General features: G+C 65.8%; 10 protein-coding genes and 5 pseudogenes. All 15 read left to right on the top strand.

Features of this window, described 5'->3' with window-relative positions; all coding sequences use genetic code 11:
- Positions 1 to 22: 22 nt before the first annotated feature.
- Positions 23 to 387, top strand: a pseudogene (locus tag A6302_RS00935) (NADH-quinone oxidoreductase subunit A).
- A pseudogene (locus A6302_RS00940) lies at positions 378 to 955 on the top strand (NuoB/complex I 20 kDa subunit family protein). The pseudogenes A6302_RS00935 and A6302_RS00940 overlap by 10 nt, the downstream one beginning before the upstream one ends.
- A 93-nt stretch (positions 956 to 1,048) precedes the next feature.
- Positions 1,049 to 1,647: pseudogene (locus A6302_RS00945) on the top strand (NADH-quinone oxidoreductase subunit C).
- 134 nt (positions 1,648 to 1,781) lie between these two features.
- Positions 1,782 to 2,966 (top strand): NADH-quinone oxidoreductase subunit D, encoded by a 1,185-nt coding sequence (locus tag A6302_RS00950; RefSeq protein ID WP_069305464.1) that lies wholly within the window; start codon positions 1,782 to 1,784, stop codon positions 2,964 to 2,966.
- Complete coding sequence (gene nuoE, locus A6302_RS00955) at positions 2,966 to 4,123, top strand: NADH-quinone oxidoreductase subunit NuoE (RefSeq protein ID WP_069305465.1); 1,158 nt, start codon at positions 2,966 to 2,968, stop codon at positions 4,121 to 4,123. The genes A6302_RS00950 and nuoE overlap by 1 nt, the downstream gene beginning before the upstream one ends.
- A gap of 68 nt (positions 4,124 to 4,191) precedes the next feature.
- Positions 4,192 to 5,479, top strand: a pseudogene (nuoF, locus tag A6302_RS00960) (NADH-quinone oxidoreductase subunit NuoF).
- A gap of 111 nt (positions 5,480 to 5,590) precedes the next feature.
- Positions 5,591 to 5,719 (top strand): hypothetical protein, encoded by a 129-nt coding sequence (locus tag A6302_RS25070; protein ID WP_280938798.1) that lies wholly within the window; start codon positions 5,591 to 5,593, stop codon positions 5,717 to 5,719.
- Positions 5,720 to 5,772: 53 nt separating this feature from the next.
- Positions 5,773 to 7,858, top strand: a pseudogene (gene nuoG / locus A6302_RS00970) (NADH-quinone oxidoreductase subunit NuoG).
- A 12-nt stretch (positions 7,859 to 7,870) separates the two neighbouring features.
- Positions 7,871 to 8,920: an NADH-quinone oxidoreductase subunit NuoH gene (nuoH, locus tag A6302_RS00975; protein ID WP_069305466.1), complete on the top strand. Its 1,050-nt coding sequence runs from the start codon at positions 7,871 to 7,873 to the stop codon at positions 8,918 to 8,920.
- 9 nt (positions 8,921 to 8,929) lie between these two features.
- A complete protein-coding gene (locus tag A6302_RS00980; protein WP_069305467.1) occupies positions 8,930 to 9,175 on the top strand; it encodes a hypothetical protein in 246 nt (81 codons plus the stop codon).
- Positions 9,176 to 9,212: 37 nt separating this feature from the next.
- Positions 9,213 to 9,701, top strand: a complete 489-nt coding sequence (gene nuoI / locus A6302_RS00985; RefSeq protein ID WP_069305468.1) for an NADH-quinone oxidoreductase subunit NuoI — start codon at positions 9,213 to 9,215, stop codon at positions 9,699 to 9,701.
- A gap of 114 nt (positions 9,702 to 9,815) precedes the next feature.
- Complete coding sequence (locus A6302_RS00990; RefSeq protein ID WP_069305469.1) at positions 9,816 to 10,430, top strand: NADH-quinone oxidoreductase subunit J; 615 nt, start codon at positions 9,816 to 9,818, stop codon at positions 10,428 to 10,430.
- Between the two features lie 55 nt (positions 10,431 to 10,485).
- Positions 10,486 to 10,794 carry an NADH-quinone oxidoreductase subunit NuoK gene (gene nuoK / locus A6302_RS00995; RefSeq protein ID WP_069305470.1) on the top strand — a complete coding sequence of 103 codons (309 nt, stop codon included), beginning with the start codon at positions 10,486 to 10,488 and terminating at the stop codon, positions 10,792 to 10,794.
- A gap of 2 nt (positions 10,795 to 10,796) precedes the next feature.
- A complete protein-coding gene (gene nuoL, locus A6302_RS01000; RefSeq protein WP_083255387.1) occupies positions 10,797 to 12,926 on the top strand; it encodes an NADH-quinone oxidoreductase subunit L in 2,130 nt (709 codons plus the stop codon).
- A gap of 5 nt (positions 12,927 to 12,931) precedes the next feature.
- Positions 12,932 to 14,443, top strand: coding sequence for an NADH-quinone oxidoreductase subunit M (locus A6302_RS01005; protein ID WP_069305472.1), 1,512 nt, complete (start codon positions 12,932 to 12,934; stop codon positions 14,441 to 14,443).
- The last annotated feature ends 60 nt before the right edge of the window (positions 14,444 to 14,503 follow it).

Below are 14,503 nucleotides of genomic sequence, written 5' to 3' on the forward strand. Positions count from 1 at the left end.
TACCAGTCCAGGGCAGGGCAGAATGGACGAGCTTCTTCGGGAATATCTTCCCATCGTGGTCTTCATGGGCGTGGCACTGCTGATCGGCCTCGCCCTCCTGGTGTCGCCCTTCCTGCTCGCCTTCCAGAATCCGGATCCGGAGAAGCTGTCCGCCTACGAATGCGGCTTCAACGCCTTCGACGATGCGCGCATGAAGTTCGACGTGCGCTTCTATCTGGTGTCGATCCTGTTCATCATCTTCGACCTTGAGGTGGCCTTCCTGTTCCCGTGGGCGGTGCCTTCGGCGACATCGGCCTGTTCGGCTTCTGGTCGATGATCGTCTTCCTCGGCGTGCTCACGATCGGCTTCATCTACGAATGGAAAAAGGGAGCACTGGAATGGGATTGACCGGTCAGCCGACCCTCATTGCCCCGGCTCCGAAGGGCGTGATCGATCCCGCCACCGGCAAGCCGGTCGGCGCCAACGATCCGTTCTTCCTGCAGATCAACGACGAGCTCGCCGACAAGGGCTTCCTCGTCACGGCGACGGACGATCTCATCAACTGGGCGCGCACCGGCTCGCTGATGTGGATGCCTTCGGTCTGGCATGTTGTGCCGTCGAGATGATGCAGATGTCGATGCCGCGTTATGACGCGGAACGATTCGGCTTCGCCCCGCGCGCTTCGCCGCGCCAGTCCGACGTGATGATCGTCGCCGGGACGCTGACCAACAAGATGGCCCCGGCCCTGCGCAAGGTCTACGACCAGATGCCGGAGCCGCGCTACGTCATCTCGATGGGCTCCTGTGCCAACGGCGGCGGCTACTACCACTTCTCCTATTCGGTGGTGCGCGGCTGCGACCGCATCGTGCCGGTGGACATCTACGTGCCCGGCTGCCCGCCCACGGCGGAAGCGCTGCTCTACGGCGTGCTCCTGCTCCAGAAGAAGATCCGCCGCACCGGCACGATCGAACGCTGACGACCCTGCGGCACGGCGCATCCCGCGCCCGCCGCGACCGACAGGACCCAGCCTGGCTGGACCCGGACCGACTGGACAAGGACGCGAGACTCCATGGACGAGAGCCTGAAGGAACTCGGCAGCTATATCGAGCAGGCGTTGGGCCCGGCCCGCGTTTCGGTCGAGATCGTGCACGGAGAATTGAACCTGACGGTGCCGGCGGCCGACGTGCTGTCGGTGTTGCGTTTCCTGCGTGACGATTCACAGTGCCGCTTCTTCAGCTTCGTCGACCTGTGCGGTGTCGATTATCCGGCGCGCCAGCGTCGCTTCGACGTCGTCACCCATCTCCTGTCGCCGACGCTGAACCTGCGCCTGCGCGTGAAGGTCGAGACCGACGAGGTCACGCCGGTGCCCTCGATCACCCCGATCTTCCCGGGCGCCGACTGGTTCGAGCGCGAGGCCTACGACCTCTACGGCATTCTCTTCACCGGACATCCGGAGCTGCGCCGCCTCCTCACCGACTACGGTTTCGAGGGGCATCCGCTGCGCAAGGATTTCCCGACCACCGGTTTCGTCGAAGTGCGCTACGAGACGAGGCCAAGCGGGTGGTCTACGAGCCGGTCCGGCTCAACCAGGAATTCCGCAACTTCGACTTCCTGTCGCCTTGGGAAGGCACCGATTACGTGCTGCCCGGCGACGAGAAGGCGAACTGAACAGGATCCGGCCGCGAACGCCCTGAAGGGGCGCCGCGGCGGGACGTCGAACGAGAGGCTCGTCAAGGCGCTGGACAGCGAACCGAGACCGGTCGGAACCAAGACAACCTCCGCCGCGAGGCAGGAAGCTCAAGATGGCTGAAAGCGAAGTCCGCAACTTCAACATCAACTTCGGCCCGCAGCACCCGGCGGCGCACGGCGTGCTGCGCCTCGTGCTCGAACTCGACGGTGAGGTGGTCGACCGCGTCGATCCGCATATCGGCCTGCTGCATCGCGGCACGGAGAAGCTGATCGAGACCAAGACCTACCTGCAGGCGGTGCCCTATTTCGACCGGCTCGACTATGTCGCGCCGATGAACCAGGAACACGCCTTCTGCCTCGCGGTCGAGAAGCTCGCGAAGATCCCGGTGCCGCGCCGCGCCCAGCTGATCCGTGTGCTCTACTCCGAGATCGGCCGCATCCTCTCCCATCTCCTCAACGTCACCACGCAGGCGATGGACGTCGGCGCGCTGACGCCGCCGCTGTGGGGCTTCGAGCCCCGCGAGGAGCTGATGGTCTTCTACGAGCGCGCCTCCGGCAGCCGCATGCACGCGGCCTATTTCCGGCCGGGCGGCGTCCACCAGGACCTGCCCGACGCGCTGATCGAGGACATCTGGGAGTTCTGCGATCCGTTCCTGACCACCCTCGACGACATCGAGGGCCTGCTCACCGACAACCGCATCTTCAAGCAGCGCAACGTCGACATCGGCATCGTCAGCCTCGAGGAGGCCTGGGCCTGGGGCTTCTCGGGCGTGATGGTGCGCGGCTCCGGCGCGCTCTGGGACCTGCGCAAGTCGCAGCCCTACGAGTGCTACGCCGAGATGGATTTCGACATCCCGATCGGCAAGAACGGCGACTGCTACGACCGCTACCTGATCCGCATCGAGGAGATGCGCCAGTCGGTCCGCATCATGAAGCAGTGCATCCAGAAGCTGCGCGTCGAGCGCGGCCCGGTGACCACGGTCAACGGCAAGTATGCCCCGCCGAAACGCGGCGAGATGAAGCGCTCGATGGAAGCGCTCATCCACCACTTCAAGCTCTACACCGAGGGCTTCCACGTTCCGGCCGGCGAGGTCTACACCGCCGTCGAGGCGCCCAAGGGCGAGTTCGGCGTCTATCTCGTCGCCGATGGCACCAACAAGCCCTACCGCTGCAAGATCCGCGCTCCGGGCTTCGCCCACCTTCAGTCCATGGACTTCATGTGTCGCGGTCACATGCTCGCCGACGTGTCGGCGATCCTCGGCTCGCTCGACATCGTGTTCGGAGAGGTTGACCGCTGATGGCCGTCCGTCGTCTGCACCACGTCCAGCCCGAAAGCTTCGCGTTCTCCGACGAGACGCTGGCCTTCGCCGAGGCTTGCGTGAAGAAATATCCGGAAGGCCGGCAGGCGTCCGCGGTGATCCCGCTGCTGTGGCAGGTCCAGCTTCAGGAAGGCTGGGTCAGCGAGCCGGCGATCCGCGCGATCGCCGACTATCTCGCCATGCCCTACATCCGGGTTCTGGAAGTCGCGACCTTCTACACGATGTTCCAGCTGGCGCCGGTGGGCCGCAAGGCCCATATCCAGGTCTGCGGCACCACGCCCTGCATGCTGCGCGGGTCGGAAGACCTGCTGGCGGTGTGCAAGCGCCGCATCTCCCCCCATGCCTTCGAGCTGTCCGCCGACGGCGACTTCTCCTGGGAAGAGGTGGAATGCCTCGGCGCCTGCGTGAACGCGCCGATGATCCAGATCGTCAAGGACACCTACGAGGACCTGACGCCGGAGAGCTTCGAGGCGATCCTCGACACCATCGCTGCCGGCGACATGCCGACGCCGGGCCCGCAGAACGGCCGCCACTTCTCGGCGGCGGCGGGCGGCGCGACGACGCTGACCGACCCCGATCTCTATCGCCGCCGCCCCGCGCCCGCGCAGGACGATCACCATGACGACGTGATGGTGGCCGAGGCCCCCCCGGCCTCGACCCAGACCCCGACCGACCCGGCGACGCCCGAGGCCCGCGCCCAGAACGCCGGCCGGCCCGGCGGCGAGGAACGGACCGAGGAAGAGATCGCCCGCACCGCGGGGGCCGATCTGGCCAGCGGCGACGAGACGGTGCCGGACGAGTTCAAGCCCGCGCTCATGTCCGCCCCGCGCGAGGGCACCGGCGACGATCTCAAGCTGATCTGGGGCGTCGGCCCCAAGCTGGAAACGCTGCTGCACGAGCTCGGCGTCTACCACTTCGACCAGATCGCCGGCTGGAACGAGATGAACCTGCGCTGGATCGACCAGCATCTCGGTGCCTTCCGCGGCCGCGCGGTGCGCGACAAGTGGATCGAGCAGGCCGGGCGGCTGTCCGGCGGCTGGCGCCCGACCGACAAGGACGGCGAAAAGCGGCCTGAGGAACGACACGGCCGGACGGAACGGTTCCGCCCGGATGATGACCTGAAACGCGGAAGATGATCGTCAGAAGGGGCCGGCACGACCGGCAGCGGCGGCAGGCCCCTCTGAAATCCACAGGATCCGATGTCATGCTGACCGATAAGGACCGCATCTTCACCAACGTCTACGGCTTCCACGACTGGGGCCTCGACGCGCGCGCCAGCGCGGCCAGTGGGATGGCACGAAGGACATCATCCTGAAGGGCCGGGACTGGATCATCAACGAGATGAAGGCGTCGGGCCTGCGCGGCCGCGGCGGCGCCGGCTTCCCGACCGGTCTGAAATGGTCCTTCATGCCGAAGGAAAACGACGGCCGTCCGCATTACCTGGTCGTCAACGCCGACGAATCCGAGCCCGGCACCTGCAAGGACCGCGAGATCCTGCGCCACGACCCGCACACCCTCGTGGAAGGGTGCCTGGTCGCCGGCTTCGCCATGAGCGCCCACGTCGGCTACATCTACGTGCGCGGCGAGTTCGTGCGCGAACGCGAGCGGGTGCAGGCGGCGATCGACCAGGCCTACGAGGCCGGTCTCCTCGGCAAGAACGCCTGTGGCTCGGGCTGGGACTTCGATCTCTACGTCCACCACGCGCCGGCGCCTACATCTGCGGCGAGGAGACCGCGCTGCTGGAAAGCCTCGAGGGCAAGAAGGGCCAGCCGCGCCTCAAGCCGCCGTTCCCGGCCAACGTCGGCCTCTACGGCTGCCCGACCACGGTCAACAACGTCGAATCGATCGCCGTCGCCCCGACCATCCTGCGCCGCGGCGCCGGCTGGTTCGCCGGCCTCGGCCGCCCGAACAACACCGGCACCAAGCTCTTCTGCGTCTCCGGCCACGTGAACAAGCCGGCGACCTTCGAGGAAGAGATGGGCGTGCCCTTCCGCGAGATGATCGACAAGCACTGCGGTGGCATCCGCGGCGGCTGGGACAATCTCCTTGCGGTCATTCCAGGTGGCTCGTCGGTGCCGATGATCAAGGCCGAGAGCATCATCGACTGTCCGATGGACTTCGACAGCCTGCGCAACCTCGGCTCGGGTCTTGGCACCGCCGCGGTGATCGTCATGGACAAGTCAACCGACGTCATCAAGGCGATCGCCCGGCTCGCGCACTTCTACAAGCACGAGAGCTGCGGTCAGTGCACCCCCTGCCGCGAGGGCACGGGCTGGATGTGGCGCGTGATGGAACGTCTCGTCACCGGCGAGGCGGAAAAGCGCGAGATCGACATGCTGTTCCAGGTCACCAAGCAGATCGAGGGCCACACCATCTGTGCGCTCGGCGATGCGGCGGCCTGGCCGATTCAGGGACTGATCAAGAATTTCCGCGACGTGATCGAGGCGCGGATCGATTCCAGGGCCCGCCGGTTCCCGGTCGCGGCGGAGTAGGGCGACACCGGCGGGCGCGGCATGAGGAGATGGACATGGCTGATGATCCAGACAATGTCCTTCTCGTGTTGCTCCGCCGCATCGATACGGAGGTCGATCGCCTGATCGACGATGTCCAGGGTCAAGGTGCGCGTCATCGGCCTTGAAGAGAATACGGCCGGCATACACCGGCGCCTTGACCGGCAGGAGGTCCGGATCGACCGGATCGAACGCCGGTGGGATCTGGTGGATACGCATTGAGTCTGCCCGCAGGGGCGCAAGGCACGACACGGTTCGGAAGCGGGTAACACGGCATGGCAAAGATCAGTATCGACGGGATCGTGGTGGACGTCGCGCCGGATTCGACGCTGCTGCAGGCCTGTGAGGCCGCGGGCGCGAGGTGCCGCGGTTCTGCTTCCATGAGCGGCTGTCCGTCGCCGGCAACTGCCGCATGTGTCTCGTCGAGGTGAAGGGCGGCCCGCCCAAGCCCGCGGCCTCCTGCGCCATGGCGGTCAAGGACCTGCGTCCCGGCCCGAACGGCGAGCCGCCGGAGGTCTTCACCAAGACCCCGATGGTCAAGAAGGCCCGCGAGGGCGTGATGGAATTCCTGCTGATCAACCATCCGCTCGACTGCCCGATCTGCGACCAGGGCGGCGAGTGCGACCTGCAGGACCAGGCGATGGCCTATGGCGTCTCCGGCTCGCGCTTTGCGGAAAACAAGCGCGCCGTCGAGGACAAGTACATCGGCCCGCTGGTCAAGACGATCATGACCCGCTGCATCCACTGCACGCGCTGCGTCCGCTTCACCACGGAAGTCGCCGGCGTGCGCGATCTCGGCCTGATCGGCCGCGGCGAGGATGCGGAGATCACCACCTATCTCGAACGCGCGATGACCTCGGAGCTGCAGGGCAACGTGATCGACCTCTGCCCGGTCGGCGCGCTCACCTCCAAGCCCTATGCCTTCCAGGCCCGTCCGTGGGAACTTGGCAAGACCGAATCCATCGACGTGATGGACGCGGTCGGCTCGGCGATCCGGATCGACACCCGCGGCCGCGAAGTCATGCGGGTGATGCCGCGTCTCAACGAGGCGGTGAACGAGGAGTGGATCTCCGACAAGACCCGCTTCATCTGGGACGGCATCCGCACCCAGCGCCTCGACCGACCGTATGTCCGCGAGAACGGCCGCCTCAAGCCGGCCACCTGGGGCGAGGCCTTCGGCCTGATCAAGGCCAAGGTGTCGGCGACGTCGGGTGACCGCATCGGTGCGCTCGCCGGCGATCTCTCCTCGGTGGAGGAGATGTTCGCCCTCAAGCAACTGATGACGGCGCTCGGCAGTGCCAATCTCGACTGCCGCCAGGACGGCACGAAGCTCGACCCGAAGCATGGTCGCGCCTCCTATCTCTTCAACGCCACCATCGAGGGCATCGAGCAGGCCGACGCAATCCTGATCGTCGGCGCCGATCCCCGCCATGAGGCGGCCGTGCTCAACGCCCGCATTCGCAAGGCCTGGCGCGGCGGAGCGGTGCAGGTCGGCGTCATCGGTGAAAACATCGATCTGACCTACCCGACCACCTATCTCGCGCCGGCACGGAGACGCTCGGCAACATCGACGGCGCCTTCCTCGACACGCTGAAGGCCGCGACCCGTCCGCTGATCATCGTCGGCCAGGGCGCGCTCGCCCGTGCCGACGGTCTCGCGGTGCTCTCGGCCGCGGCCCGGCTCGCCGTCGACGTCGGCGCGGTCGGCCCGGACTGGAACGGCTTCTCGGTCCTGCACACGGCGGCCAGCCGCGTCGGCGGCCTCGACATCGGCTGTGTCCCGGGGGAGGGCGGTCTCGATACCGCCGGCATGATCGCGGCGGCCGGCACCGGCGCGCTCGACGTGCTGTTCCTGCTCGGCGCCGACGAGATCGAGACCTCCGGCCTCGGCAGCGCCTTCGTGGTCTACATCGGCAGCCATGGCGACGCCGGTGCCCACCGCGCCGACGTGATCCTGCCGGGCGCGGTCTATGCCGAGAAGTCCGGCACCTATGTCAACACCGAGGGCCGGGTCCAGGTCGGCCAGCGCGCCGCCTTCCCGCCGGGCGAGGCCCGCGAGGACTGGGCGATCCTGCGCGCGCTGTCGGATGTGCTCGGCCAGCGCCTGCCGTTCGACTCGCTCGCGCAGCTTCGCGCGCAGCTCCATGCGGCCTTCCCGGTGATGGCGGAGATCGACGAGATCGTCGCCGGCGCGCCTGCGGACATCGAGGCGCTCGCCTCGGTCGGCGGCACCATGGACGGGGCCGCCTTCGTCGGCACCATCAAGGATTTCTACCTCACCAACCCGATCGCCCGCGCGTCCGCCATCATGGCGGAATGCTCGGCGCTTGCACGCGGGTCGGTGAAGGCGGCGGCGGAATAAGGGGCGGCACTGATGGATGGTTTCTGGTCTTCCTTTCTCTGGCCGCTGATCGTGATGATCGCGCAGAGCCTCCTGCTGATGGTGGTCCTGCTCGTCTGCGTCGCCTACATCCTCTATGCCGATCGCAAGATCTGGGCGGCGGTGCAGATCCGCCGGGGCCCGAACGTGGTCGGCCCCTGGGGCCTGTTCCAGTCCTTCGCCGACCTTCTGAAGTTCGTGCTGAAGGAGCCGGTGATCCCGGCGGGTGCCTCCAAGGGCCTGTTCCTGCTGGCGCCGCTCCTCACCGTGGTCCTGTCGCTGCTCGCCTGGGCGGTGATTCCGGTCAACGCCGGCTGGGTGATCGCCGACATCAACGTCGGCATCCTGTTCATCTTCGCCATCTCGTCGCTGTCGGTCTACGGCATCATCATCGGTGGCTGGGCGTCGAACTCGAAGTATCCCTTCCTGTCGGCGCTGCGTTCGGCGGCGCAGATGGTGTCCTACGAGGTGTCGATCGGCTTCGTGATCATCACGGTGCTGCTCTGCGCCGGCTCGCTCAACCTCACCGAGATCGTGGAAGCCCAGCGCACGGGCCTTGCCTCGGCAATCGGCCTGCCGTGGCTCGGCTTCCTGAACTGGTACTGGCTGCCGCTGTTCCCGATGTTCGTGATCTTCTTCATCTCGGCGCTGGCCGAGACGAACCGGCCGCCCTTCGACCTCGTCGAGGCCGAATCGGAGCTGGTCGCGGGCTTCATGGTCGAGTACGGCTCCACCCCGTACATGATGTTCATGCTCGGCGAGTATGTCGCGATCACCCTGATGTGCGCGATGATGGCGATCCTGTTCATGGGCGGCTGGCTGCCCCCGTTCGACTTCGCCCCCTTCACCTGGGTTCCGGGCATCGTCTGGTTCGCCCTGAAGGTTCTGCTCGGCTTCTTCATGTTCGCGATGGTCAAGGCGATGGTGCCGCGCTACCGCTACGACCAGCTGATGCGCCTCGGCTGGAAGGTGTTCCTGCCGATCTCGCTGACGATGGTGGTCATCGTCGCCGGGGTGCTGCAGTTCACCGGCTGGGCGAACTGAGGGACGACGATGGAACTCTCCCTTCCCGTGGTCATCGGCGCCGCCGTCGGTCTCGGGGTGGGGATCCTCGACTACGGGATCGTCGCGGCGATCCTGAGAAAGTTTCTTGCCGGCCGGCGATCGGGACGCGATACACCGCCCCTGTCAGACGGCCGCCACGACTTCGTGTTCAAGGTGCTGTTCGTGGTGAACGCGGTCGCGTTCGCCGGGCTTGGCGCCTTCACCGGAGCGCAGCTTGCGGGCTACGGCCTTTGAGCGCGCACGGCCGGGAATTTTGCGAGAGGTTTGAAAGATGAGACTCGATCAGGCCGCAAGGTCCGTATTTCTCAAGGAGTTCGTATCGGCGTTCTTCCTCGCCATGCGCTACTTCTTCAAACCGAAGCCGACGATCAACTACCCCTTCGAGAAGGGGCCGGTGTCGCCTCGCTTCCGCGGCGAGCACGCCCTGCGCCGCTATCCGAACGGCGAAGAGCGCTGCATCGCCTGCAAGCTGTGCGAGGCGATCTGCCCGGCGCAGGCCATCACCATCGAGGCCGGCCCGCGCCGCAACGACGGCACCCGCCGCACCACGCGCTACGACATCGACATGGTGAAGTGCATCTACTGCGGCTTCTGCCAGGAAGCCTGCCCGGTGGACGCGATCGTCGAGGGACCGAATTTCGAATTCGCGACCGAGACGCGCGAGGAGCTCTACTACGACAAGGACAAGCTGCTCGCGAACGGCGATCGCTGGGAACGCGAGATCGCACGCAACATGGCGATTGATGCACCTTATCGCTGACGGAAATGGACGCGGCCCGATGCCGCGTCTAGAAGACTTCGAACTTCGCCTGGCCCGGAGACGGCGGCCCTCCGGGTGTCACGCGCGAAAGAGACGATCGGGGCACCTTCCGACATGACCCTCACAGCCTTCTTCTTCTACATCTTCTCGGCGGTGACCATCGCGTCGGCCGTGATGGTGATCGCGTCGCGGAACCCGGTGCATTCCGTGCTGTTCCTGATCCTCGCCTTCTTCAACGCGGCGGGCCTGTTCCTTCTGCTCGGCGCCGAATTCCTCGCGATGATCCTCGTGGTGGTCTACGTCGGCGCGGTGGCGGTGCTGTTCCTGTTCGTGGTGATGATGCTCGACGTCGATTTCGCCGAGCTGCGCCAGGGCTTCCTGCAGTATCTGCCGATCGGCGTGCTGATCGGTGTGGTCTTCCTGGTCGAGCTGATCTTCGTGGTCGGCGCCTGGGTGATCGCTCCGGAAGTCGCGGGGCACGGCGCCCTGCCGATCCGGAACCCGGACGAGGTCTCGAACATCGCCGCGATCGGCGAGGTGCTCTACACCCGCTACGTCTACTTCTTCCAAGCCTCCGGGCTCGTGCTTCTCGTCGCGATGATCGGCGCCATCGTGCTGACCCTGCGGCACAAGCCGAACGTGAAGCGCCAGGATATCGCCACCCAGGTCGCGCGGTCCCGCGAGACTGCCATCGAAATCCGCAAGGTGGAGCCGGGCAAGGGGCTCTGATCGCGTCGCGCCGGCTCCCCGCCCCCTCCCGAAGCACTTGAAGAGGCATGACGCCATGACGATCGGGCTGTCTCACTATCTGTCGGTGTCCGCCATCCTGTTCACGCTGGGCATTCTCGGCATCTTCCTCAACCGCAAGAACGTGATCGTCATCCTGATGTCGGTCGAACTGATCCTTCTGGCGGTGAACCTGAACTTCGTGGCCTTCTCGTCCTTCCTCAACGACCTCGTCGGCCAGATCTTCGCACTGTTCGTGCTGACGGTCGCCGCCGCCGAGGCCGCGATTGGCCTCGCCATTCTCGTCGTCTTCTTCCGCAACCGCGGCTCCATTGCCGTGGAAGACATCAACATGATGAAGGGCTGATGATGTATTCCCTCATCGTCTTCCTGCCGCTCGTCGGCTTCCTGATTGCCGGTGCCATCTCCCTGAAAGGGGCGATGGACAAGACGGCGGCGGCCGGCGGCCACGACGGCCACGGCCATGACCACGGCGATCACGGTCACGGCCATGCGGGCCACGGTCATGCCGGCGGCCACGACGCCCATGGCGCGGCCCATGGCACCCATGCCGCGGCCCACGACGACCATGGCCACGGCCATGACGACCACCACGAGGAGGCGCCCGGCTCGCGGCCGGCCGAACTCGTGACGACCGGCCTGATGGCGGTCACGGCGCTGCTGTCCTGGGTCGCCTTTTTCTCCGTCGCCTTCGGCGAGGGCGAGGCCTTCACGGTGCCGGTGCTGTCGTGGATTCATTCCGGGGCGCTCGCGACCGAATGGGCCTTCCGCATCGACACCCTGACGGTGGTGATGCTGGTGGTCGTGAACACCGTATCCTTCCTGGTCCATCTCTATTCGATGGGCTACATGAGCCATGATCCGGCGCGCCCGCGCTTCTTTGCCTACCTGTCGCTGTTCACCTTCGCCATGCTGACGCTGGTGACCTCCGACAACCTGCTGCAGATGTTCTTCGGCTGGGAGGGCGTGGGTCTTGCCTCCTACCTGCTGATCGGCTTCTGGTACCAGAAGCCTTCGGCCAACGCCGCGGCGATGAAGGCCTTCGTGGTCAACCGCGTCGGCGACTTCGGCTTCCTGCTCGGCCTGTTCGGCGTCTACGTCCTGTTCAACTCGATCTCCTTCGACGCGATCTTCGCCAACGTCGGTTCGCTCGAGGGCGCGCAACTCACCTTCCTCGGCTCGTCCTGGGACGCGGCGACCATCGTCTGCCTGCTGCTGTTCATGGGCGCGATGGGCAAGTCGGCCCAGTTCCTGCTGCACACCTGGCTGCCGGACGCGATGGAAGGCCCGACCCCTGTGTCGGCGCTGATCCATGCCGCAACGATGGTGACCGCCGGCGTGTTCATGGTCGCGCGCATGTCGCCGGTGTTCGAGATGTCGCACACGGCGCTGACCGTCGTGACCTTCATCGGCGCCACCACGGCCTTCTTCGCGGCCACCGTCGGCCTCGTCCAGAACGACATCAAGCGCGTCATCGCCTACTCGACCTGCTCCCAGCTCGGCTACATGTTCGTCGCCCTCGGTGTCGGCGCCTATCCGATCGCGGTGTTCCACCTGTTCACCCACGCCTTCTTCAAGGCGCTCCTGTTCCTCGGTGCCGGCTCGGTGATCCACGCCGTCTCCGGCGAGCAGGACATGCGCAAGATGGGCGGCCTTCGCACGGTGATCCCGGTCACCTTCTGGATGATGACGATCGGCACGCTGGCGCTGACCGGCTTCCCGTTCACGGCCGGCTTCTACTCCAAGGACGGCATCATCGAGGCGGCCTTCGTCGGCGAGAATGCCTTTGCCGGCTACGCCTTCGGCATGCTGGTGATCGCTGCCGTCTTCACCTCCTTCTACTCCTGGCGCCTCGCCTTCCTCACCTTCTTCGGCAAGCCGCGCGCCTCGGCCGAGGTGATGAAGCACGCCCACGAGAGCCCGCAGGTGATGCTGATCCCTCTCTACGTGCTCGCGGTCGGCGCGCTGTTTGCCGGCGTCGCCTTCTCCGGGGCGTTCATGGGCGAGGGCGTCGAGGAATTCTGGAAGCAGTCGCTGTATCTGCCCCACGGCGAGCACTCGATCCTCGAGGCCATCCACCACGTGTCCTTCTGGGTGAAGATCTCGCCCTTCATCGCGATGCTGATCGGTTTTGCGGTGGCGGTGTATTTCTACATCGTCAACCCGGAAGCCCCCAAGCAGCTGGCGGCGCGCCACGACGCGCTCTACCAGTTCCTGCTCAACAAGTGGTACTTCGACGAGCTCTACGACATCCTCTTCGTGCGCAGCGCCAAGTGGATCGGCACGAAGCTCTGGAAGGTCGGTGACGGCCGGATCATCGACGGCCTCGGACCGGACGGCATCGCCGCCCGCGTCCAGGACGTCACGACCCGGGTCGTGCGCCTGCAGACCGGCTACCTCTACCACTATGCCTTTGCCATGCTGATCGGTGTTGCCCTGCTCGTGACCTGGGCGATGTTCTACGCCGGAGGAATGTGAGCCCCATGAGCGACATGCCGCTCCTTTCGATCGTCACCTTCCTGCCGCTCGCCGGCGTGTTCCTGATCCTCTGGAACCGCGCGAACGACGAGGTCGCGATCCGCAACATCCGCATGGTGGCGCTGGTCACCACGGTCTTCACCTTCCTCGTCTCGCTCTTCGTCTGGGGCCGGTTCGATCCGTCGAACCCCGGCTTCCAGATGGTCGAGGAGGCCGCCTGGATGGGCGACTTCGTCGGCTACCGCATGGGCGTCGACGGCATCTCGATGCTGTTCGTCATCCTGACGACCTTCCTGATGCCCTTCTGCATCCTGGCGAGCTGGAATTCGGTCGAGTACCGGGTGAAGGAATACATGATCGCCTTCCTCGTGCTCGAGACGCTGATGATCGGCGTCTTCTGCGCGCTGGATTCGGTGCTGTTCTACGTCTTCTTCGAGGCCGGCCTCATTCCGATGTACATCATCATCGGCGTGTGGGGCGGCAAGCGGCGGATCTACGCCTCCTACAAGTTCTTCCTCTACACCCTGCTCGGCTCGGTGCTGATGATGGTCGCCATCATGGCGATGTACTTCGATGCCGGCACCACCGACATCGCCGTGCTGCTCCAGCACAGCTTCCCGGCGGAAATGCAGACCTGGCTGTGGATCGCCTTCTTCGCCTCCTTCGCGGTGAAGATGCCGATGTGGCCGGTGCACACCTGGCTGCCCGACGCCCACGTCGAGGCGCCGACCGCCGGCTCGGTGATTCTGGCGGGCATCCTGCTGAAGATGGGCGGCTACGGCTTCCTGCGCTTCTCGGTGCCGATGTTCCCGCTGGCCTCGGCCGACTTCGCGCCCTTCATCTTCGCCCTCTCGGTCGTTGCCATCATCTACACCTCGCTGGTGGCGCTGATGCAGCAGGACATCAAGAAGCTGATCGCCTACTCGTCGGTCGCCCACATGGGCTTCGTGACCATGGGCATCTTCTCGATGAACGTGCAGGGCATCCAGGGCGCGCTGTTCCAGATGATCTCGCACGGCATCGTGTCCGGCGCGCTGTTCCTCTGCGTCGGCGTCGTCTACGACCGGATGCACACCCGCGAGATCTCGGCCTACGGCGGCCTCGTCAACCGGATGCCGGCCTATGCGGTGGCCTTCCTGATCTTCACCATGGCCAACGTCGGCCTTCCGGGCACCAGCGGCTTCGTCGGCGAGTTCCTGACGCTGATGGGAGCCTTCCAGGCGAACACCTGGGTGGCCTTCTTCGCGGCCACCGGCGTGATCCTGTCGGCGGGCTATGCCCTCTGGCTGTTCCGCCGGGTGGTGTTCGGGGTGCTCGACAAGGACAGCCTGAAGTCGATCCTCGACCTGTCGCTGCGCGAGAAGGTGATCCTCGCGCCGCTGGTCGTGCTGACGATCTTCTACGGCGTCTATCCGGCGCCGATCCTCGATGCCACCGCCGCCTCGGTCGACCTGCTGGTGAAGAACTACCAGGCCGCCATCGATCTGGCTTCGCAGACGGCGCAGGTCGTGCCCTGAGGCCTTCAAGCGGATGTCCGGGGCCGATCGCTCCGGGACCTGCGGGTCGGCGCGCCCCTC

It is taken from the genome of Methylobrevis pamukkalensis (genome assembly GCF_001720135.1).
Classification (GTDB): domain Bacteria; phylum Pseudomonadota; class Alphaproteobacteria; order Rhizobiales; family Pleomorphomonadaceae; genus Methylobrevis; species Methylobrevis pamukkalensis.

What these genes read in the sequence shown, in the direction of transcription:
- A6302_RS00950 (WP_069305464.1), top strand. Translation starts at nt 1,782, where the DNA reads ATGGCTGAAAGCGAAGTCCGCAACTTCAACATCAACTTCGGCCCGCAG.
- nuoE (WP_069305465.1), top strand. Translation starts at nt 2,966, where the DNA reads ATGGCCGTCCGTCGTCTGCACCACGTCCAGCCCGAAAGCTTCGCGTTC.
- A6302_RS25070 (WP_280938798.1), top strand. Translation starts at nt 5,591, where the DNA reads ATGTCCAGGGTCAAGGTGCGCGTCATCGGCCTTGAAGAGAATACGGCC.
- nuoH (WP_069305466.1), top strand. Translation starts at nt 7,871, where the DNA reads ATGGATGGTTTCTGGTCTTCCTTTCTCTGGCCGCTGATCGTGATGATC.
- A6302_RS00980 (WP_069305467.1), top strand. Translation starts at nt 8,930, where the DNA reads ATGGAACTCTCCCTTCCCGTGGTCATCGGCGCCGCCGTCGGTCTCGGG.
- nuoI (WP_069305468.1), top strand. Translation starts at nt 9,213, where the DNA reads ATGAGACTCGATCAGGCCGCAAGGTCCGTATTTCTCAAGGAGTTCGTA.
- A6302_RS00990 (WP_069305469.1), top strand. Translation starts at nt 9,816, where the DNA reads ATGACCCTCACAGCCTTCTTCTTCTACATCTTCTCGGCGGTGACCATC.
- nuoK (WP_069305470.1), top strand. Translation starts at nt 10,486, where the DNA reads ATGACGATCGGGCTGTCTCACTATCTGTCGGTGTCCGCCATCCTGTTC.
- nuoL (WP_083255387.1), top strand. Translation starts at nt 10,797, where the DNA reads ATGTATTCCCTCATCGTCTTCCTGCCGCTCGTCGGCTTCCTGATTGCC.
- A6302_RS01005 (WP_069305472.1), top strand. Translation starts at nt 12,932, where the DNA reads ATGAGCGACATGCCGCTCCTTTCGATCGTCACCTTCCTGCCGCTCGCC.